This is a genomic window from Streptomyces sp. NPDC000134 (assembly GCF_042899225.1).
Classification (GTDB): domain Bacteria; phylum Actinomycetota; class Actinomycetes; order Streptomycetales; family Streptomycetaceae; genus Streptomyces.
In genome coordinates, this window is sequence record NZ_JBIAZN010000027.1 from 49,847 (window position 1) to 69,956 (window position 20,110).

Consider the following 20,110-nt stretch of genomic DNA (forward strand, 5'->3'; position numbering starts at 1 on the left):
CCCGGCCGTACGGTGCCCCCACCGACAGCGTCACCGGCCCCCCAGGAGGCGACCCCCATGACCGACCGGCACCCCCGCACCCCCACCGACAAGGGCCAGACCGCGGTGGAGTACCTGGGCATCATCGCAGTGGTCGTCGCCATCGTCCTGGCCATCACGGGGACGGACATCGGGCAGTCGATCTACAACGCCATCACGGACAAGATCACCGAGGTGACCGGCGGCTGACGCGATCCTGCCGGTACAAGGACACCGGGCAGGCGTTCCCCATCTACATCACCGTGGTGGGGGGCCTGCTCTTTCTCGCGTTCGCCTACCTCGCGGTCGGCCAGGCGGCGGCGAACCGGAACGGCGCGCAGACGGCAGCGGACGCGGCGGCGCTGGCAGCGGCGCAGGACGCCCGGGACCAACTCGGCGGCCTGTGGGCACAGGACGTACTCGATCCGACGCGATGGCAGGACATCTTCGACGGGATCGTCACGGGGCTGGAGCCCTCCTGCCCCCGGGCGGAGGAACTCGCCGCGCAGAACGACGCGGACGTGTTGTCCTGCGCCGCCGACGGCCCGCTGAGGTTCACGGTGGAGGTCGAGACCAACCGGGGCGTCGGGGAGTCCATCGTGCCCGGCACGGAGAACAAGCGGTCACGGGCGTCCGCGACCGCCGTGATCGAGCCCCGCTGCACCTTCGAACCGCCCGCCGACGAGGCGGACGAGACGGACGAGACGGACGAGGCGGACGAGGCGGAGGACAAGGTGCTTCCGGAACTCACCTGCGACGACCGGGACTGGCAATTGGACCCCGAGGACCTGGAGATCCTGCCGGAACCCGACGATCTCTTCGACGTCCACCTGGCCGACTGAAAGCGAACGACGAGGGATGAAGGAAGCGGAGTCATGAGCATTCGATTCACTACGAAGGCTCGCAGAGGGATGGTCGCGCTGACCGCCGCGGCGGGCCTGGCCCTCGGCGCGGCTGGCTGCGGTGGGGGCGGCGACGACGGGAAACCGAATGCCTCGTCCTCCGCGTCCGAGGACGGCGGGTCCGAGCCGAGCACCCAGGACGTCCAGTCGGAGACGCCTCTCGCCGAGCTGAAAGGCCCCGACGGACTGCTCCTCGCGATCACCTCGGCGGAACGCGACTCCGGCGGGTTCGTCACGGTCAGCGGCGACATGAAGAACGACGGCGCCAAGACCGTCAACGTCCCGGCCCAACTGAGCGGGAACGAAACGGAGATCATCCGCAACGGCAGGTCGCTGGGCGGAGCCTCCTTGGTGGACTCCAAGGGCAAGAAGCGCTACTACGTGCTGCGCGACACCGACGGACGACCGCTCACCACGACCAACTTCCCGGCGCTGAAGGCCGGCGAGACGCTGCCCGTCTTCCTGCAGTTCCCCGCCCCGCCCACGGACACCACCGAGGTGACCTTCCAACTGCCCATGTTCGCGGCCGCCACCCTCACGATCTCCGGGTGAGGCCACCGATGACCCCCACGCGTCTGACGACGGTGCTCGGCACCACCACCATGCTGGTCGCCACGAGCCTGATCGGTGTCACGACCGCCCGAGCCGACGACCCCAGCGTCCCCCCCGGCACCGAAGCCACCGCCACCGCCCCGGTAGAGGTCGACCCCAACGACCCGGACCTGAAGCTGCCCGACGGTGCCACGCTCGCCGGGGCGAAGGTGCTGGACATCAAGTCGGTCGTCGAGGACGAGAGCGGCGACGAGCGCCGCGAGGACACCAACTCGGACGTGAAGTTCGCCCTCCAGGCGGAGGTGCTGTTCGGCAAGGACAGCGCGAAACTCGGCGGCGAGGCCAGGTCCCGCATCGCCGGCATCGCCGAGGAGATCAAGACCCAGAACGCCACCAGGGTCCGCGTCTTCGGCTTCACCGACGACCTCGGCTCCGCCGCCCACGGCGACATCCTGTCCAAACGACGCGCCAACGCCGTACACGACGTCCTCTCCGAGGAACTCGACGACGCCGCCATCACCTACGAGGTCCGCGGCTACGGCGAGCAGTACCCCATCGCCGACAACTCCACGGAACCAGGCCGCAAGAAGAACCGCCGCGTGGAGGTCTCCTTCCCCCGCGCGGGGGACTGACCCTCCGCGTCACAACCACGCACCCATCCCACCCGATCCCCTGGTTCCGGCCCCCTCCGATGGATAACCTCACTTCGCTCAGGAGAAGCCTCGCCCCACCGGGAGCCACCGTGAACCGCCGCCCCACCCTGCTCGCAGCGCTCAGCCTGACCGCCGTCGCGGCACTGACGCTGTCCGCGTGCGGAAGCGACGACAGTCCCAGCGAAACCGACAAGATCGCCGGCGCTGACACGGGAGACAAACCCTCCGCGCCCCCGAGCCCGTCCGGGTCCGCGGCGGACGACCGGCCCGAGATCGAACTGCCGGCCGACCTGTCCTACACCTTCGACTGGCCCAAGACGGGCGACAAGGACAAGGACGCCGTCCTGGCCGACAGCGAGCAGTCCATCAAGGCCGTCGACCTGGCCATCGTCAACCAGGACCCGCTCGACAAGGCGTACCTCTACTACTACGAGGGCGAAGCCGCCGCGAGCACGCAGGAGTTCATCCAGAACTACGTCGACCACAAGGCCAGCCTCACGGGCAGCTACCGCTTCTACGCCGCCGAGCCGGCCGTGCGCGACGACGGCACCGCCTCGTTGACCTACTGCGAGGACCAGGGCAAGGCGTACGTGAAGTACCTCGACACCAACAAGGTCAAGAAGACCGAGGTCACCGCGAAGAGCTACGTCATCTACCACACCTCGCTCAAGAAGAACGCGGACGGTGTCTGGGAAGTCCGGAAGATCGTGTCCCAGAGCGGAAGTGACCAGTGCCAGCCATGATCCGGATGCCACGCGCCGCCCTCCCCGTACCGGTCACCGTCGGCCTGTGCTTGTCGCTGCTCGCGCTCCCCGGAGTCGCTCGGGCCGACGACACGCTCGGCGGCAAGACCCAGAACTCCGCCACCGAACAGCACGCCGACGCCGGTCCCGACGGCAAGATCTCCGTCACCGCCGGAGGCGTTGTCTTCGATCGGTCGGACAACGGTGGTGGCGGTTCCGTGGGCGCGCTGACCGCCGCCTCCTCCTGGACCCCGCCGGCCTGCTGGTACGCCCCGATGTACACGCCGGAGCAGCTTCAGAAGCACCTGGAGCCGATCTGGGAGGCGGAGTCGACGGGCTATCAGTGGGACGCCGAGCAGCGCGAGACGTACAACGCGGCCGACGAGGAGAAGGGCTTCAACAAGGACAAGTCCGGCAAGGGCTACTGGTGGGGACCGTACGTCAACAAGTCGTACCCGCCGGGCTGGGACTCCTGCACCAAGGACTACTTCTGGGTCGACACCGGCGACGCCCCGCCCGCCGGCATACCCAACGCCATCACCCCGGAGATCCTCGCCGAACTCGCCTACGCCGAGATCCGCGTCCCCGGCACCGAGGTGACGCTCGCCCCCGCGGAGGCCACCAAGGTCAACCTGCCGACCTGGGCCTGGCTGGACGGCGCCCGGTTCAAGCCGGTCTCCGTCACCGCCTCCGTCCCCGTCCTCGGCATCGAGGCAACCGCGACGGCGGAGCCGTTCGCCCTGAGCATCGACCCGGGCACCGCCGACGCCGAGACCTACCCCGCCTCCGGGGTCTGCCCCCTCGGCGACGGCCGCATCGGCGAGCCCTACGCCAAGGGCAGGGCCGACGAGACCCCCTCCTGCGGCGTCAAGTACCTGCGCGGCTCGGGCGACGGCTCGTTCCCGCTCAAGGCCACCCTCACCTGGAAGATCCACTGGACCGGAACCGGCGTTCCGGGCGGCACGCTTCCCGACGGCACGTTCGGCGCCACCCAGGACGTGGTGGTCCAGGAGATCCAGGCCGTCAACCGCTAGCCGCGGAACCGGCGTCCCCGGGGGCGGGACCACCGCCCCCGGCCGTCTCCACCCGCACCCGGACCCCCGCCCGCACCCCCCACCCGGCCATCGCCCCCGCCTCCGCCTCCACCACATGCCGCGACCGCAGCCGGGGCAGCCCCAGTCGCCCCGGCGGCATCGTCCGCACCGCGACGACGGTCAGCCGCCGGTCGAGATACGCCACATCGATCGGCATCCGCATCCGGAAGGTGTGCACACTGCCGGCGGGCGACAACAGCATCGCCCCCTCCAGTCGCTCCCGCCCCAGCAACCCCCGGGTCCGCGCCCGGTAGGACGCCGCGATCTCCAACGCCACCCGCACCTCCCCGGAGTCACCGGGCACCACCAGCACCCCCCGCCCGTCCCGCCATCGCCGCCGCACGCCCCACCCTCCCCGCACCACGCCCGACACAGGTCCCACAGCAACGAGATCCCCGCCCCGCGAGGCACCCACTCCCCATCCGCCCGCCCCAGCGCGCCGGCTCCGTGCCCGGACTGGGCGCCGCCGGAGACGCGGGCGCCGTCGCGAAGGCCGTCGAACGGCTGGCCGAGGCCGGAGCCGACACCGTCATCCTCCAGCCGACCGGGGACGAACCGGACCCCGAGGGGTTCGTGCGGTTCGCGGCGGAGCGGGTCCGCCCGCTGGTGGCCCGGGACGGCCGTCCCCGCCACCCCGTGAAAGGCCCCGCGGCCCAATGACCCGGCCGCACCGCCGTTCCTTCGAGGATCTCGTCGCCGAAGGGGCCGCCGTGCCCACCGACGGATGGGACTTCTCCTGGTTCGAGGGGCGGGCCAGTGAGGCGCGCCCGTCCTGGGGGTACGCGCGGGCGATGGCCGGGCGGCTCGCCGCGGCCGAGGCCGTACTGGAGGTGGAGACCGGCGGCGGGGAGGTACTGGACTTCGCCCTCGGCCTCGCCCGGCGGCGGCCCCCGCTGGTGGTCGCCACCGAGGGCTGGGCGCCGAACGCCGCCAAGGCCACCGCCCTGCTCCGGCCGCGCGGCGTGCCCGTGGTCACGGTGGCCGAGGACGCGCCGCTGCCGTTCGCGGACGGCGCCTTCGACCTGGTCGTCAGCCGGCATCCCGTCCGGCCCCGGTGGGCGGAGACGGCCCGGGTGCTGGCACCGGGCGGCACGTACTTCGCGCAGCACGTCGGACCCGGCAGCGTCTTCGAACTGGTCGAGTTCTTCCTGGGTCCGCAACCGGAGGCGAACCGCGACACCCGCCGTCCTGACCGGGAACGGGCCGCCGCCGAGGCCGCGGGACTCCGGGTCGTCGACCTCCGCGCGCAGACGCTGCGGATGGAGTTCCACGACATCGGCGCGGTCGTCCACTTCCTGCGCAAGGTCGTATGGATGGTCCCCGGGTTCACCGTCGACGCGTACCGGGACCGGCTCCGGGCCCTGCACGAGCGGATCGGGACGGAGGGCTCCTTCGTGGCCCACAGCACCCGGCATCTCTTCGACGCCCGCAAGGTGTGAGGGCTCGCGCGTAAGAGCGACGGGACGGTTCCCACATCGTTACCCCGGTCGGCTCGCTTCCGGACCGAGGGCTCGCGTAAGTTCGGACCACGGTAATTCGCGTGAGCAAAGCTGCGCGGGGGCACCGCGCGGCGGAGGGGGCCGCGCGGTGCCCGGTCAAGTACGCGTTCACCGGTGGGGTCACCCGGTGGAGGGATACGGAGGCAAGTCGCCGCGCGGCGCCCGGCGCGCGCCGATACCTCCGGAACGCGTCCCCCGTCCCCCGCATCGCCTGGGAATCCGCTGTGCACCGGCCATGATTCCGGCACGAATCGGGAGTCGCCGCGACCAGCGTGGCGTCGCCGGATAATCACACAGCGTAGTTTTTGCACGCCGATGCACGCAGCATCACTTACGAAGGGTTATGGTGGAAACCCCCCCTCGGGCCGGTCCGTATCCCCCCCACGGACCGGCCCGTTTTTTCTGCCCCCGCCCGGATGCCGCCTCCCCACCCGCCCGGACGGCCCCCCACCCGCCCGGACGCCCCCCCCGGGACGCCGCCTCCCGCCCAGCCTTGCGGACCGGCGCCCACCTGCCTGGCCGGCGTCCCCCTCGCCCCCGACACGCCCCGCGTAACGCGGAGTTCACCGCCCCGCCGTCATATGCCGTTGCATGGCGACGCTCGTTCGAGGGCATAGACCAAGCAGGTCGACACCCGAACCACGGGCGTCGTATCTCAGCGGGCGGCACGGGGCCGCCCGCCCGGGAGGCCCTTTGCACCAGCCCGCCCGTGCGGTCACCGCGCGGCAGAAGCAGTGGAGGGCCGGTCCCCGGCCCCTGCGATGTGTGCATCGCGGCCGTCGACCGGTCGGGACCCGTCCCGCCCTGCCCAGCCCGGCACTCCACTCCGTCGCTCCCCGACCTCATCCGAGGGGGTACGTCCTTCCGTGGTGACCAGCGCAAAGCGCCACAAGCCTGACCGGCGCACCTACGTACTCGACACCAGTGTCCTGCTGGCCGATCCGAACGCTCCGAGCCGCTTCGACGAGCACGAGGTCGTGCTCCCCATCGTCGTGGTCACGGAGCTGGAGGCCAAGCGGCACCATCCCGAACTCGGCTACTTCGCCCGGCAGGCCCTGCGCCTGCTCGACGACTACCGGGTGAAGCACGGCCGTCTCGACGCCCCCATCCCCATCGGGGAGCTGGGCGGGACCCTCCGTGTCGAGCTCAACCACTCGGACCCCAGCGTGCTGCCGACCGGCTACCGCCTGGGGGACAACGACTCCCGTATCCTCGCGGTCGCCCGCAACCTGCAGGCCGAGGGGTTCGACGTCACCGTCGTGTCGAAGGACCTCCCGCTGCGCATCAAGGCGTCCTCCGTCGGCCTGCTCGCCGAGGAGTACCGCGCCGAACTGGCCATCACGGACTCCTCCGGCTGGACCGGGATGTCCGAACTGACCCTCCCCGGCGAACAGGTCGACATCCTGTTCGAGGAAGGGCGGGTGCACGTGCCCGAGGCGACGGGGCTGCCCGTGCACACCGGGCTGACCATCCAGTCCGAGCGCGGCAAGGCGCTCGGCCGGGTCACCGCCGACGGCGACGTCCGGCTGGTGCGCGGCGACCGGGAGGCGTTCGGCATCAAGGGCCGCAGCGCCGAGCAGCGGATCGCGCTCGACCTGCTGCTCGACCCGGACATCGGGATCGTGTCGATGGGCGGCCGGGCCGGCACCGGCAAGTCGGCGCTGGCGCTCTGCGCGGGCCTGGAAGCGGTGCTGGAGCGCCGGCAGCACCAGAAGGTGATGGTCTTCCGGCCGCTGTACGCGGTGGGCGGACAGGAACTGGGCTATCTGCCCGGCACCGAGGCCGAGAAGATGAGCCCCTGGGCGCAGGCCGTCTTCGACACCCTGTCGGCGGTCACCAGCCGGGAGGTCATCGAGGAGGTCACCGCCCGCGGGATGCTGGAGGTGCTGCCGCTCACCCACATCCGCGGCCGGTCGCTGCACGACGCGTTCGTCATCGTCGACGAGGCCCAGTCCCTGGAGCGCAACGTCCTGCTGACGGTGCTCTCCCGGATCGGCGCCGACTCCCGGGTGGTCCTCACCCACGACGTGGCCCAGCGGGACAACCTGCGCGTCGGCCGGTACGACGGGGTGGTCGCCGTGGTGGAGAAGCTGAAGGGGCATCCGCTCTTCGCCCACGTCACCCTCACCCGGTCCGAGAGATCCCAGATCGCGGCGCTCGTGACCGAAATGCTGGAGGACGGACACCTCTGAGCACAACGGCCCGGAAAGGGCCCGAAACGCACGGCCGTCGGCGCCGTCCGGAAAGGCAGAGAGCCTAGCCGGGCGGCGCCTTCGCGTGCGGAGGTTTCCGGGAATCCCCGGGGACAAACGGGATGTGAGCTTTCACACGCAACGCGAGATTGCCTCACGCCGTCGGGTTACGGCAGAGTCTCATTCCTGTCAGGCCCCGCATACGACACAGCCGTATCCCCAGCGCGATACGGCACTACGGCACCGTCCGCACCAACTCCATAGCAGCGTCGTATGCCGCCCGAGCACCACGCGGCGCTCCCGTCACGGGAGTTGCCCACCGGGTCCGTGCCTCCCGTGACCCGCAGTTGGGGAGGCCAGCGCCAGGGGCACGATCGCGTCCGCGAGGGTCACCGAAGCGGGCGATGCTGGAAGGAAAACCGTGTGAGCCGGATCTCGGTCCGGGGATTCGCAGTGGCCTCGGCCACCGCGGTCACCGCCGTCGGAAGCGTCGTCGGTGTTGCCTCGGGCAGCACCGCGCAGAACAACAACGACGCAGAAGCGACGGCCAGTGGCACGACGCTGCTCGCGGACATCCCCGCGGGCCAGCAGGCCCAGGTGCAGACCGCGTCCCTGACGCAGCAGGCCGACGCCCAGGCCATCGCCGCGGACGCGGACGCGAAGAAGGAGGCCGCGGAGGCCGCCCGCAAGGCCGCCGCCAAGACCGCCATCGCGAAGAAGAAGCAGGCCGACGCGGCGGCGCAGAAGGCCGCCGAGGACGCCAGGGAGCGCGCGGAGGCGAAGAAGGCGGCCAGCCGCAGCGCCACCCGCGACGCCACCTCCTTCTCCGTGCAGAGCTCCTACAGCGTGTCGCAGATCCAGGCGATGGCACGGCAGATGGTGCCCAGCGGCCAGTTCCAGTGCTTCAGCAACATCGTGGACCACGAGTCGAGCTGGAACTACAAGGCGGTCAACGCCTCCTCCGGCGCCTACGGCCTCTTCCAGGCACTGCCGGCGGGCAAGTACGCCTCCGCCGGCGCCGACTGGCAGACCAACCCGGCCACCCAGATCAAGTGGGGCCTGAACTACATGAACGAGCGCTACGGCAGCCCCTGTGATGCCTGGACCTTCTGGCAGGGCAACCACTGGTACTGAGCCGACCGCGACCCTCGTCGCCGCTCAACCCCGCACAGCCCCTCACCGTCCTACGGTGGGGGGCTGATCGCTGTACGGTCGGACCGGACGACTCCTGGGGGGAGTGGTGAGGGAAGACGGGGGAAGAGGACGGATCATGTCGCGAGTGCCAGGGTGGATCGGCCGGCTGGGTGCCGGGCTGACCCGCGTGAGCCGGACGCTGGACCAGCGCCGGGCCGAGGTGGAACGGGAGGAAGCCGAGGCCGAGGCGGAGAGCGGACCACCGCCCGCCGATCCGGTACCGCGGTCCCTGGAGCATCCCACCGTCATCCCGATCCGGCCCGACCCGGCACAGGCCGTGCCCTGGGGGGTACGGGTCGCCGCCGAGGCGGGCTGGCGGCTGCTGGTGCTCGCCGGCACCCTGTGGGTGCTGATGCGGGTGATCAGCGCCGTCCAACTGGTGGTACTGGCCTTCGTGGCCGCGCTGCTGATGACCGCGCTGCTCCAGCCGTCGGTCGCGTGGCTGCGGCGGCGCGGGGTGCCGCGCGGACCGGCCACCGCGCTCACCGCGTTCCTCGGGTTCGTGGTGATGGGCCTGATCGGCTGGTTCGTGACCTGGCAGGTCATGGAGAACATCGACAACCTCTCCGACCAGGTCCAGGACGGCATCGACGAGTTGCGCCGGTGGCTGCTCGACAGCCCCTTCCACGTCACCGACAAGCAGATCAACGAGATCGCCGCGAACCTGCGGGAGGCGGTCGGCGCCAACACCGACCAGATCACCTCGGCCGGCCTGGAGGGCGTGACGGTCGTCGTCGAGGCGCTCACCGGCATCCTGCTGGCCGTCTTCTCCACGCTGTTCCTGCTCTACGACGGCCGGCGCATCTGGGAGTGGACGCTGAAGCTGGTCCCCGCCGCCGCCCGGCCCGGGGTGGCCGGCGCCGGCCCGCGCGCCTGGCGGACGCTGACGGCGTATGTGCGCGGGACGGTGATCGTGGCGCTGATCGACGCCATCTTCATCGGCCTGGGCATCTACTTCCTGGACGTGCCGATGGCCGTGCCGCTGGCCGTGTTCATCTTCCTGTTCGCGTTCGTGCCGCTGGTCGGCGCGGTCGTGTCGGGCGCGCTCGCGGTCGTGGTCGCGCTGGTGACGCAGGGCGTGTTCACCGCCGTGATGACCCTCGTGGTGGTGCTGGCGGTGCAGCAGATCGAGGGGCACATCCTCCAGCCGTTCATCCTCGGGCGCGCGGTGCGGGTGCATCCGCTCGCCGTGGTGCTGGCGGTCTCGGCCGGCAGCCTGGTGGCCGGCATCGGCGGCGCGGTGGTCGCCGTACCGCTGGTGGCGGTGACCAACACGGTGGTCGGCTATCTGCGGGCGTACTCCCGGGAGTCCGCGCTGCGGCAGGCGCCCCGGCCGCGCGGCGCCACCGCCACGGACGCCGCCCCCGGAACGGACCCCGAGCCTCCCGGTCCCCCGGCCGACGAGCCGCCGCACACCCCGGACCCGGGCGACGGGGGCCCGCACACTCCGGAGCCGGGAACCCCGCCCCCGGACCCGCGCCCCGACCCGGCCTCCGCGTGACGGCGCGACGGCGCCGCCCTCATGACGGCGTGACGGCGTGACGGCATGACGAAGGGCCCCGCCCACCGGAAGGTGAGCGGGGCCCGTCCGCGTGCGGTGGCCGCCGGTCAGCCGGCGAGGACCGCCTCGGCGTCCAGCGTGGCGCCCACGGCCTGGACCACGGCCGCGATCTTGAACGCCTCCTGGACGGTGTCCCGGTCCAGGCCCGCCTTGCGCAGCACCTGCTCGTGGGAGTCCAGGCACATCCCGCAGCCGTTGATGGCGGAGACCGCGAAGGACCACAGCTCGAAGTCGACCTTGTCGACGCCGGGGTTGCCGATGACGTTCATCCGCAGCCCGGCCCGCAGGGTGCCGTACTCGTGGTCCGACAGCAGGTGCCGGGTGCGGTAGAACACGTTGTTCATCGCCATGATGGCGGCGGCCGACTTGGCGGCCGTGTACGCCTCCGGCGTCAGGTTGGCCTTCGCCTCCGGCTCCAGCTCGCGCAGCACGATGGGGGAGCGCGAGGCGATGGCGGTCGCCAGCACGGTGCCCCAGAGCTGCTGCGCCGGGAGGTCGGAGTTGCCGATGACCGAACCCAGGTTGAGCTTCAGGTCCTTGGCGTAGTCCGGTATGGCGGACTTCAGGGAGTCGAGCGACATGTCAGTTCACTCCCCCGACAGCAGCGCGACCGGGTCGAGCGTCTCGTCGCCCTTGCTCCAGTTGCACGGGCACAGCTCGTCCGTCTGGAGGGCGTCGAGGACCCGCAGGACCTCCTTGGGGTTACGGCCGACGGAGCCGGCGGTCACCATGGTGAACTGGATCTCGTTGTTCTGGTCCACGATGAAGACCGCGCGCTGCGCGAAGCCGTCCTCGCCCTCGATGCCGAGCGCGCGCATCAGCTCGTGCTTGGAGTCGGCCATCATCGGGAACGGCAGGTCGGTCAGGTCCGGGTGGTCCTTGCGCCAGGCGTGGTGGACGAACTCGGAGTCGCCGGAGAAGCCGAGGATCTGGGCGTCGCGGTCGGCGAACTCGTCGTTCAGCTTGCCGAAGGCCGCGATCTCGGTCGGGCACACGAAGGTGAAGTCCTTGGGCCAGGCGAAGACGACCTTCCACTTGCCCTCGTAGGTCTTGTGGTCGATCGTCTCGAACTCCTTGCCCTTCTCCAGCGAGACACAGGCGGTCAGTTCGAACTCGGGGAACTTGTCACCGACAGTGAGCACACGCTCTCCTTGCAGCGAAGAAACGTCCGTTTCGCCCGGACGTTTCCCATGGGTTGGACGGAGTTGATGGTGGCACACGGTGCATTGATTACGGAAATAGCTACACTCGGTCGTGTTGATCGGAGGTAGTTATCAGTACGGTCGGTAAGCCGAGGCAGCCCAGCCTCGCCCAGTTGCGCGCCTTCGCGGCGGTCGCCGAGCACCTGCACTTCCGGGACGCCGCCGCGGCGATCGGCATGAGCCAGCCCGCGCTGTCCGGGGCGGTCTCCGCGCTGGAGGAGACCCTCGGGGTCACCCTCGTCGAGCGTACGACCCGCAAGGTACTGCTCTCACCGGCCGGCGAACGGCTCGCGGCGCGGGCCAAGGCGGTGCTCGCGGAGGTCGGGGCGCTGCTGGAGGAGGCGGCGGCACTGCGGGCGCCGTTCACCGGCGCGCTGCGCCTCGGGGTCATCCCGACCGTGGCGCCGTACGTGCTGCCGACCGTGCTGCGGCTGGTGCACGAGCGCTACCCCGACCTCGACCTCCAGGTCCACGAGGAGCAGACCGCCAGCCTGCTGGACGGGCTCACCTCGGGCCGGCTGGACCTGCTGCTGCTCGCCGTGCCGCTCGGCATGCCGGGAGTCACCGAACTACCGCTGTTCGACGAGGAGTTCGTGCTGGTCACCCCGCTCGACCACCGGCTCGGCGGCCGGGAGGGCATCCCGCGCGCCGCCCTGCGCTCGCTGCACCTGCTCCTCCTCGACGAGGGGCACTGCCTGCGCGACCAGGCGCTGGAGATCTGCCGGGAGGCCGGACGCGCGGACGTGCCGGCCACCACGACGGCGGCCGGCCTGTCCACGCTGGTGCAACTGGTGGCGGGCGGGCTCGGCGTCACCCTGCTGCCGCGCACCGCGGTCCGGGTGGAGACCTCCCGCTCCTCCCGCCTGCTCACCGGGTACTTCGCCGACCCCGCCCCCGCCCGCCGCATCGCCCTCGCCATGCGCACGGGGGCGGCCCGCTCGGCGGAGTACGAGGAACTGGCGGCGTCCCTGCGCGAGGCGCTGCGGGAACTGCCGGTGCGCATAGTGGGGGACGGGCGCGCGGCGGGGGAGGCGTCACTCGGTGCGCAGGCCGTCCGGCCGCATCAGCCGGAATAGCGGCGGCAGGCTGAGCAGGGTGACCGCGAGGACGACCGCCGCGGCCACCCCGGTCATCGACAGCACGCTCGGCCAGTCGATCCGTACGGTGGTCGCCGTCATCCGCAGCAGCACCGCGCCCAGGGTGAGGCCCACCGCCGAGGACAGCAGCAGGCCCAGGGCGATCGGGATCGCCGTCTGCCACAGGACCGACAGGCCCAGGGTGCGGCGGCGGGTGCCGAAGGCGACCAGCGCCGACAGCAGCTTCTTGCGCTCGCGCAACTGCTCCAGTTGCGACACCAGCAGACTCGCCCCGATCAGCGCCAGCACGCAGGCGGCGCCGACGAACAGGCCGGTGCGGATCGCGGTGAACCGGTCGCTGCGCTCGGTGTCCGACCAGGTCATCGCCGTGGCCAGCGGGTGGACGGCCGCCGCGGTGTTGCGCACCCGCTCCATCACGTCCGGCTGCCCCCGGTCGAGGCGGAGGTAGACCTGCCCCGTCAGGGCCGGCGCGGTGCCGGCCGCCATGGCCTTCGGGGTGATCAGGAAGCCGCCCTGCTCCACGCCCACCAGGCCGGTGCGCGCGCCGGCCGTCTTCAGGCCGGCCGGCACCTTCCAGGGGATCTCCTTGCTTTTGGGGACGCCCTCCCACGACGGGTCGAGGTACAGCGTCCGCCCCGGCACCGCCAGATCGCGGGTGCCGGTGTCGTACTCGGCGTCGCGGACGGCGAAGGCGTCGCCGTCCCGGCAGGAGGGAAGCCGGGCGATCTCGCGCAGCGCCGCGCAGTCGCCGACGGACAGTTGGGCGGTGGACGCCGGGTCCGAGCGGCGGTCGCCGAGATAGCCCTCGGCGTACGCGGCCACGCCCCGCACGCCCTTCGTCGCCGCGAGCTTCGCGGCGGCCCCGGCGACCGACACCTCCCGCGGCACCGACACCTGCATCTGCGCGCGGGTGGTGTCCTGGCCGGTGGACTCGGTGTAGTCGCTCTCGACGCCGGCGAACAGCATCTGCAGCGCGATCGCCCCGGCGACCGCCACCGCGATGCCGTTGACCATCCGGGCCGCGGTGCCGCTGCTCAACTGCAGTCGGCGTACCGCCAGTTGCCAGGCGACCCCGCCCGCGCCGAGCCGGGCGACGACCCGCTCCACCAGCCAGGGCAGCAGCGCGGTCACGCCGATCAGCAGCAGGACGACACCGCCGGTGACCAGGTACTGGTTGAAGTCGCCGTTGTCCCGGCCCTGTCCGATCATCGGGGTGAGCATCGCCAGGCCGGCCAGCGGCAGCAGCAGCCGCCACCACAGCCTGCGCCGCGCGGGCCTGGCCGTACGGACCACGCCGAGCGGCTCGATGACCACCCCGCGCAGCGTGAACAGCGTGACCAGCACCGCCGCCGCGGGCACCGCCACCGCCACCAGCAGCGCCAGCACGGGGGAGGGGTCGAGATAGCTGGGGAAGACGCTGATCCCGTAGACCTCGGCGCCGCCCACGAGCTGCCGCCCGACCAGGAAGAACGCGGCGCCGAAGACCAGCCCCAGCACCGCCCCCGCCAGCGCCTCGCCGGCCGCGATCCGCCGGGTCATCAGGCTGTCGGAGCCGACCAGCCGCAGCGCCGCCAGCCGGCGGTCGCGCCGCTCGCCGCCGAACCGCACGGCCGCGGCGATGAACACGGCGACCGGCATCAGCAGCACCACGAAGACCACCAGGACCAGCAGGAGCAGCACCGGGTCCAGGGGCTCGGCGGCGGAGTCGGTCTCGCCGAAGCGGTCGATGCGCTGCACCCGCTCGTCGCCCAGGTACGCGGCGAGCCCGTCGCCGCCCCGGACGAAGGCGAGTTCGGCGGAGCCGACCAGGCCGCTCTCCCCGATGGTGCCGGTGATCCGGTCCGGCAGCCGCTCGCGCAGCAGCTTCCCGGCGTCCGAGGCCAGCAACTCCTTCAGCGCGGGCGAGACGACCATCTCGCCCGGCGCCGGGAACTCGGCCACGCCCGGCGGGAGCGGCGCCCGGGGCCCCTCCGGCTCCAGTTCGCGGCCCCGGACGGCCGTGTCGCCGAATTCGGTCCCCACATTGGCGACGATCAGCGTGTCCTCGCCCCGGGGGATGGGGGCGGACGTGGAGAACGTGATGTCGGTGCGGGCGGCCTCCCGCTCGTGCCGGGCGTCGAGCGCGCTCGGGATCGCCGTCGTCAGCAGCAGCAGCGCCACCCCGAGCCCGACGCCGACGCCCGTCAGCAGGGCCCGGGTCCAGCCCTCGCGCCCGCCGGTGACGGTGAAGCGGACGCCCATCGCCAGGTCCCGGTACCACTGCCGGGCCTTCATACCGCCCGCTCCATGTCCCGTGACCGGCCGTCCCGGACGACGATCTCGCGGTCGGAGTAGGCGGCCACCCGCGCCTCGTGGGTGACCAGCACGACGGCGGCGTTGGTGGACCGGGCGGCGTCGGTGAGCAGTTCCATCACGCGCTCGCCGTTGAGCGAGTCCAGCGCGCCGGTCGGCTCGTCCGCGAAGAGCACCCGGGGCTCGGTGACCAGCGCCCGCGCCACCGCGACGCGCTGGCCCTGCCCGCCGGAGACCTCACCGGGGCGCTTCTTCGCCAGGTCGTCGACCTCCAGCCGTTCCATCCACTTCAGCGCCGCCTGTTCGGCCGTCCTGCGGGGCGTGCCGTTCAGCCGCAGCGGCAGGGCGACGTTCTCCACGCAGGTCAGCTCCGGCACGAGCTGCCCGAACTGGAAAACGAACCCGAAGTCGCCGCGCCGCAGCGCGCTGCGTTCGGCGTCGCTCATCGCGGACAGCTCCCGGTCGCGGTACATGATCGTCCCGGAGTCGGGCGGCACGATCCCGGCGAGGCAGTGCAGCAGCGTGGACTTGCCCGAGCCGGAGGGGCCCATGACGGCGACGACCTCGCCGGGGTGGATGGAGAACTCGGCGCCGTCGAGGGCGACGGTCGGGCCGTAGACCTTGCGGAGGTTCTCGGCCGACAGCAGCGAACCGGGGGGCGGGGTCATCGGGCCACCGCCTGACGGAGCTTGTCGAGCCGGGCCGCGGTCAGTTCCAACCAGCGCAGGTCGGCCTCCATGTGGAACAGGGCGTGGTCGCAGATGAGCTGGTCGGCGAGGTCGCCCTTGCGCTTGCGGTCGGTGAGGACGCGCATGCCGCGCAGGTGCTCGGCGCGCTGGTTGTCCAGGATGTCGGCGGCGTCCCGCTGGGTGAGCAGGGCGAGGACGACCTTGGTGTAGAGCGTCGACTGGAGGTAGGGCTCGGGCTTCTCCGGGGTGGCGAGCCAGCGTTCGACGTCGGTGACGCCGGCCTCGGTGATGGCGTACCGCTTGCGTTCGGGGCCGTCGCCGGCCTCGATGCCGTCGACCTCGACGAGGCCGTTCTTCAGCAGCCGGGACATGGTCGAGTAGACCTGGCCGTAATGCAGCGGCCGGTCGTGACCGAATTTCTCGTCGAAGGCCCGCTTGAGGTCGTAACCGTGGCGGGGCCCGGCCTCCAGGAGGCCGAGCAGCGTGTGACCGATGGACATGCCGAGCACTCTACACACGGTGTATACGCGGTGTGTATACGCCGAGTGCACAGTGCCCGGGGACGGGTACGACCCCGCAGGTCGGGGCCGTTTGTCACGGTTCCGCTACGGGGTCCTCGGGGTCGGGGCCGGGGGACGCGGGCGGCCGGCCCCGGCGGGGGAGCGGGCCGGTGCCGCCGGGCAGGCGGCCCGCCTCCGCGAGGGCCCGGCGCAGCAGGAACTCGATCTGCGCGTTGGCCGACCGCAGCTCGTCGCCCGCCCAGCGGGCCAGTGCCTCGTACACCAGCGGGTCCAGCCGCAGCAGCACCTGCTTGCGCTGCTGCGGCCGGCGCCGCGGGGCCGGCTCCCCGGACGGCCCGGTCACTGGTAGAGGGTCCCGGTGTTGAGCACGGGCTGGGCGGAACGGTCGCCGCAGAGCACGACCATCAGGTTGGACACCATCGCCGCCTTGCGCTCGTCGTCCAGCTCCACGATGTCCTCCTGGGCGATCCGGGCGAGCGCCATCTCGACCATCCCGACCGCGCCGTCCACGATCTGCCGCCGCGCGGCGACGACCGCGCCGGCCTGCTGCCGCTGGAGCATCGCCGAGGCGATCTCGGGGGCGTAGGCGAGGTGCGTGAACCGGGACTCGATGATCTGCACGCCGGCCGCCTCCACGCGTGCGTGCAGTTCGACGGCGAGCTTCTCGGTGATCTCCTCGGCGTTGCCGCGCAGCGAGAGGCCGCCCTCCTCGTGGGCGTCGTAGGGGTACTCGATGGCGATGTGCCGCACGGCCGCCTCGGTCTGCGTGGAGACGAACTCGATGTAGTCGTCGACCTCGAAGGTGGCCTGCGCGGTGTCCTCGACCCGCCACACCACGACCGCGGCCAGCTCGATCGGGTTGCCGTAGGCGTCGTTCACCTTGAGGACCGCGGTCTCGTGGTTGCGCACCCGGGTGGAGATCTTGGTGCGCGAGGTGAACGGGTTCACCCAGCGCAGGCCGTCCTGGCGGATCGTGCCCGGGTAGCGGCCGAAGAGCTGGACGACCCGGGCCTCGCCCGGCGCCACCATGTTCAGCCCGCACATGGCCAGGAACGCGGCGATCGCGACCAGGATGCCGGTGGTGATCAGGGCGGCCTTGGCGCCGGTGCCGCCGGCCGCCGTGGCGGCCGCGATCAGGCCGGCGCCCGCCAGCAGCCCGGCCAGCCCCAGCAGCAGGGCCAGCCCGCCGCCGATGCTGTGCGCCGGGAACTCCCGCACGCGCGGAGCGGGCATGTCGGGCAGGTCGGCGTCGACCTGGTGGTCGTGCGCGGTCATGAGTGATCCCCCGTGTCTCGTCGGTGTTCTGCTGTCACTGCGATGACTAAGTGATATCACTTTACCCCGCCACGACAACCCTGACCCCCCGCCGAGCGTCGGTTCTATGGGGTGGGTGCTGATTCTCACGTCCGTAAAAGGCCGGATCGGCAGGTCTTTGCCACATGTGACGGTGTTAGCTTTCTGAGCTGACCTGCCGACGAAACCTGTGTGACGCGTGAGCACACATGAGCGAAGCGGAGCGATTCGGACCCATGGGACGAGCGGAAGAGAGAAGAGCGCGGCAGCGCGGTGGACACCGCGCCGCGCCCAGAAGCCGCCGTTCGTCGACCGCGGACGGGCCGGGCCGGATACGCCGGCTGTTCACCTGGAAGAAGATCCTCGGCACCTTCTTCGGGCTCTGCCTGCTGGGCATGGGCGCCTTCATCGTGCTCTACATGGTGATCGACATCCCCGCGGGCAACGCCGACGCCCGGCTGCAGAGCAACATCTACAAGTACCGCGACGGCTCGATCATGGCCCGCGACGGTGACCGCAACCGCGAGATAGTCGACCTCGGCAAGATCCCCAAGGAAGTCCAGCACACCTTCGTCGCCGCCGAGAACAAGACCTTCTACAAGGACGCCGGCGTCGACTTCAGGGGCACCGCCCGCGGCCTGCTCAACACCGTCGCCGGCAAGGGCGCGCAGGGCGGCTCGACCATCACCCAGCAGTACGTCAAGAACTACTACCTGACCCAGGACCAGACCGTCACGCGCAAGCTGAAGGAACTGGTCATCTCGCTGAAGCTGGACCGCGAGAAGTCCAAGGACTACATCCTCGCCGGGTACATCAACACCAGCTACTACGGCCGCGGCGCCTACGGCATCCAGGCCGCCGCCCAGGCGTACTACCACGTCGACGCCGAGGACCTCACCGTCGAGCAGGGCGCCTACCTGGCCGCGCTCCTCCAGGCGCCGAACCAGTACGACTGGGCGATCGCCACCGAGACCGGCAAGAAGCTGGTCCGGGAGCGGTGGGACTACGTCCTGGACAACATGGTCGACATGGACTGGCTCAGCGAGTCCGAGCGGCGGGCCATGAAGTTCCCGGTCCCGAAGGAGCCCAAGGCCGCCCCCGGCATGAAGGGGCAGACCGGCTACCTGGTGAACGCCGCCAACGCCCAGCTCCAGCGGCAACTGGTCGCCGACGGCACCGCCGAGGACCTCAAGCAGGCCGAGGCCATGGTCGACGCCGGCGGCTGGACCGTCACCCTGAACATCGACAAGAAGAAGCAGACCGAGCTGGAGAAGTCCGTCAAGGCGCAGCTCACCGGCAAGCTCGACCCCGGCAAGCGGGACGTCGACGCCGACGTCCAGGCCGGCGCGGTCTCCGTCGACCCCAAGACCGGCGCGGTCGTGGCGATGTACGGCGGCGTCGACTACTTCAAGCACTACGTCAACAACGCCACCCGCGAGGACTACCAGCCCGCCTCCACCTTCAAGCCGGTGATCCTCGCCGCCGCCCTGGACCGGGCCGCCCAGACCCAGGACGGCCAACCCATCACCGCGGACACCATGTACGACGGCACCAGCAAGCGGCCGGTCGTGGACCACGGCGTCAAGGTCGGCTTCGCCCCGGAGAACGAGGACGACGCCAACTACGGCGAGGTCTCCGTCCAGACCGCCATGAACAAGTCGGTGAACTCCGTCTTCGCGCAGATGGGCGTCGACGTCGGCATGGACGAGGTGGTCGACGTCGCCGGCAAGCTCGGCATGGACACCGACGGCATGGAGGCCGTGCCCGCCCAGACCCTGGGCAGCATGGGCGCCAGCCCCCTGGAGATGGCCGGCGTCTACGCCACCCTGGACAACCACGGCAAGAAGGTCACCCCGGCCGTCGTGAAGTCCGTCGAGCACAACTCCCGCGCGGTCGACTTCCCCGACCCGGTCGGCGAGCAGGTGATCAGCCGCGAGACCGCCGACACGGTGACCTCGGTGCTGACCGGCGTGGTCGACGACGGTACGGCGCGGACGTCGGTGCGGGAGAACCCGCTGCGCGACGGCCAGCCGGTGGCGGGCAAGACCGGTACCTCCGACAACAACAAGTCGGCCTGGTTCACCGGCTACACCCCCGGCCTGGTCACCTCCGTCGGCCTGTTCGGCGAGGACGCCAAGAACCACGGCCAGGTCCCGATGTACGGCGCGGGCGGCGAGGACCGCGTCAACGGCGGCGGGTTCCCGGCGTCGATCTGGGCGGCGTACACCTTCGGCGTGATGGACGAGGTCACCAGGTTCGACCTGGAGACCACCCAGGGCGCGGCGGTCCGGCCCGCCACCTCGGCCCCGCCGACCCAGGAGTCCTCCGCCCCGCCGACGAAGGAGGAGACCACCTCCGCCCCGCCCACGAAGGAGGAGGAGACCACCTCGGCCCCGCCGACGAAGGAGGAGACCACCTCCGCCCCGCCGACGGACGAGGAGACCACCTCCGCCCCGCCCACCGGCGAGGAGTCGACGTCACCTCCCCCGACCGGCGAGGAGACCGACGACGACCCGCTCTTCCCGGACCGGGACGACCGGGAAGACCGGTAACCGGTCCGCCGGTACACGAACGGGCGCCCGGTCGGCGGACCGGGCGCCCGCGTGCG

General features: G+C 71.4%; 20 protein-coding genes and 1 pseudogene. 13 read left to right on the forward strand and 8 right to left on the reverse strand.

Features of this window, described 5'->3' with window-relative positions; translation table 11 throughout:
- The first annotated feature begins 57 nt into the window (after positions 1–57).
- The 6 genes from ACFY32_RS30745 (at position 58) to ACFY32_RS30770 (ending at position 3,902) form a co-directional block, all read left to right on the forward strand.
- Entirely contained in the window at positions 58–228 is a 171-nt protein-coding gene (locus ACFY32_RS30745; RefSeq protein WP_359199992.1) for a hypothetical protein, read from the forward strand.
- Positions 225–860 carry a pilus assembly protein TadG-related protein gene (locus tag ACFY32_RS30750; RefSeq protein ID WP_390676038.1) on the forward strand — a complete coding sequence of 212 codons (636 nt, stop codon included), beginning with the start codon at positions 225–227 and terminating at the stop codon, positions 858–860. Before ACFY32_RS30745 ends, ACFY32_RS30750 begins: the two co-directional genes overlap by 4 nt.
- 33 nt (positions 861–893) lie before the next feature.
- Positions 894–1,472, forward strand: a complete 579-nt coding sequence (locus tag ACFY32_RS30755) for a hypothetical protein (RefSeq protein ID WP_359199994.1) — start codon at positions 894–896, stop codon at positions 1,470–1,472.
- An 8-nt stretch (positions 1,473–1,480) separates the two neighbouring features.
- Positions 1,481–2,104, forward strand: coding sequence for an OmpA family protein (locus tag ACFY32_RS30760; protein ID WP_359199996.1), 624 nt, complete (start codon positions 1,481–1,483; stop codon positions 2,102–2,104).
- Positions 2,105–2,214: 110 nt separating this feature from the next.
- Positions 2,215–2,868: a hypothetical protein gene (locus tag ACFY32_RS30765; protein ID WP_390676011.1), complete on the forward strand. Its 654-nt coding sequence runs from the start codon at positions 2,215–2,217 to the stop codon at positions 2,866–2,868.
- The gene (locus ACFY32_RS30770; RefSeq protein WP_390676012.1) at positions 2,856–3,902 is read left to right on the forward strand and encodes a hypothetical protein; all 1,047 of its coding nucleotides are present in this window, start codon (positions 2,856–2,858) and stop codon (positions 3,900–3,902) included. The genes ACFY32_RS30765 and ACFY32_RS30770 overlap by 13 nt, the downstream gene beginning before the upstream one ends.
- Here the strand turns inward: ACFY32_RS30770 and ACFY32_RS30775 are convergent.
- A complete protein-coding gene (locus ACFY32_RS30775; protein WP_390676013.1) occupies positions 3,892–4,305 on the reverse strand; it encodes a DUF192 domain-containing protein in 414 nt (137 codons plus the stop codon). The two genes, ACFY32_RS30770 and ACFY32_RS30775, sit on opposite strands and share 11 nt — an antisense overlap.
- 104 nt (positions 4,306–4,409) lie before the next feature.
- Between ACFY32_RS30775 and ACFY32_RS30780 the strand changes: the two are divergent.
- From ACFY32_RS30780 to ACFY32_RS30800, 5 genes and pseudogenes are all read left to right on the forward strand, one after another.
- A pseudogene (locus tag ACFY32_RS30780) lies at positions 4,410–4,622 on the forward strand (hypothetical protein); the annotation flags it as partial.
- Positions 4,619–5,401, forward strand: coding sequence for a class I SAM-dependent methyltransferase (locus ACFY32_RS30785; RefSeq protein WP_390676014.1), 783 nt, complete (start codon positions 4,619–4,621; stop codon positions 5,399–5,401). The pseudogene ACFY32_RS30780 and the gene ACFY32_RS30785, both read left to right, overlap by 4 nt.
- A gap of 926 nt (positions 5,402–6,327) precedes the next feature.
- Positions 6,328–7,653, forward strand: coding sequence for a PhoH family protein (locus ACFY32_RS30790; RefSeq protein ID WP_390676015.1), 1,326 nt, complete (start codon positions 6,328–6,330; stop codon positions 7,651–7,653).
- Positions 7,654–8,076: 423 nt separating this feature from the next.
- Positions 8,077–8,787 carry a transglycosylase SLT domain-containing protein gene (locus tag ACFY32_RS30795; RefSeq protein WP_359200010.1) on the forward strand — a complete coding sequence of 237 codons (711 nt, stop codon included), beginning with the start codon at positions 8,077–8,079 and terminating at the stop codon, positions 8,785–8,787.
- A gap of 136 nt (positions 8,788–8,923) precedes the next feature.
- Entirely contained in the window at positions 8,924–10,348 is a 1,425-nt protein-coding gene (locus ACFY32_RS30800) for an AI-2E family transporter (protein ID WP_390676016.1), read from the forward strand.
- Between the two features lie 107 nt (positions 10,349–10,455).
- Here the strand turns inward: ACFY32_RS30800 and ACFY32_RS30805 are convergent, their stop codons facing one another.
- A complete protein-coding gene (locus tag ACFY32_RS30805) occupies positions 10,456–10,989 on the reverse strand; it encodes an alkyl hydroperoxide reductase (protein ID WP_359200014.1) in 534 nt (177 codons plus the stop codon).
- 6 nt (positions 10,990–10,995) lie between these two features.
- Entirely contained in the window at positions 10,996–11,550 is a 555-nt protein-coding gene (locus ACFY32_RS30810; protein ID WP_359200016.1) for a peroxiredoxin, read from the reverse strand.
- Between the two features lie 173 nt (positions 11,551–11,723).
- On the opposite strand from ACFY32_RS30810, the gene ACFY32_RS30815 reads away from it, so the two are divergent.
- A complete protein-coding gene (locus ACFY32_RS30815; RefSeq protein WP_390676017.1) occupies positions 11,724–12,686 on the forward strand; it encodes a LysR substrate-binding domain-containing protein in 963 nt (320 codons plus the stop codon).
- Here the strand turns inward: ACFY32_RS30815 and ACFY32_RS30820 are convergent.
- From ACFY32_RS30820 to ACFY32_RS30840, 5 genes are all read right to left on the reverse strand, one after another.
- On the reverse strand, positions 12,645–14,981 hold the full coding sequence (locus ACFY32_RS30820) for an ABC transporter permease (RefSeq protein WP_390676018.1): 2,337 nt from the start codon (positions 14,979–14,981) through the stop codon (positions 12,645–12,647). The two genes, ACFY32_RS30815 and ACFY32_RS30820, sit on opposite strands and share 42 nt — an antisense overlap.
- The gene (locus ACFY32_RS30825) at positions 14,978–15,667 is read right to left on the reverse strand and encodes an ABC transporter ATP-binding protein (RefSeq protein WP_359200022.1); all 690 of its coding nucleotides are present in this window, start codon (positions 15,665–15,667) and stop codon (positions 14,978–14,980) included. Before ACFY32_RS30825 ends, ACFY32_RS30820 begins: the two co-directional genes overlap by 4 nt.
- On the reverse strand, positions 15,664–16,188 hold the full coding sequence (locus tag ACFY32_RS30830) for a PadR family transcriptional regulator (protein ID WP_359200024.1): 525 nt from the start codon (positions 16,186–16,188) through the stop codon (positions 15,664–15,666). Before ACFY32_RS30830 ends, ACFY32_RS30825 begins: the two co-directional genes overlap by 4 nt.
- A gap of 94 nt (positions 16,189–16,282) precedes the next feature.
- Positions 16,283–16,552 carry a hypothetical protein gene (locus ACFY32_RS30835; protein ID WP_359200026.1) on the reverse strand — a complete coding sequence of 90 codons (270 nt, stop codon included), beginning with the start codon at positions 16,550–16,552 and terminating at the stop codon, positions 16,283–16,285.
- Complete coding sequence (locus ACFY32_RS30840) at positions 16,549–17,484, reverse strand: SPFH domain-containing protein (protein WP_390676019.1); 936 nt, start codon at positions 17,482–17,484, stop codon at positions 16,549–16,551. The genes ACFY32_RS30835 and ACFY32_RS30840 overlap by 4 nt, the downstream gene beginning before the upstream one ends.
- A 254-nt stretch (positions 17,485–17,738) precedes the next feature.
- Here ACFY32_RS30840 and ACFY32_RS30845 point away from each other — a divergent pair, with 254 nt between their 5' ends.
- Complete coding sequence (locus tag ACFY32_RS30845) at positions 17,739–20,054, forward strand: transglycosylase domain-containing protein (RefSeq protein WP_390676020.1); 2,316 nt, start codon at positions 17,739–17,741, stop codon at positions 20,052–20,054.
- Positions 20,055–20,110 lie beyond the last annotated feature (56 nt).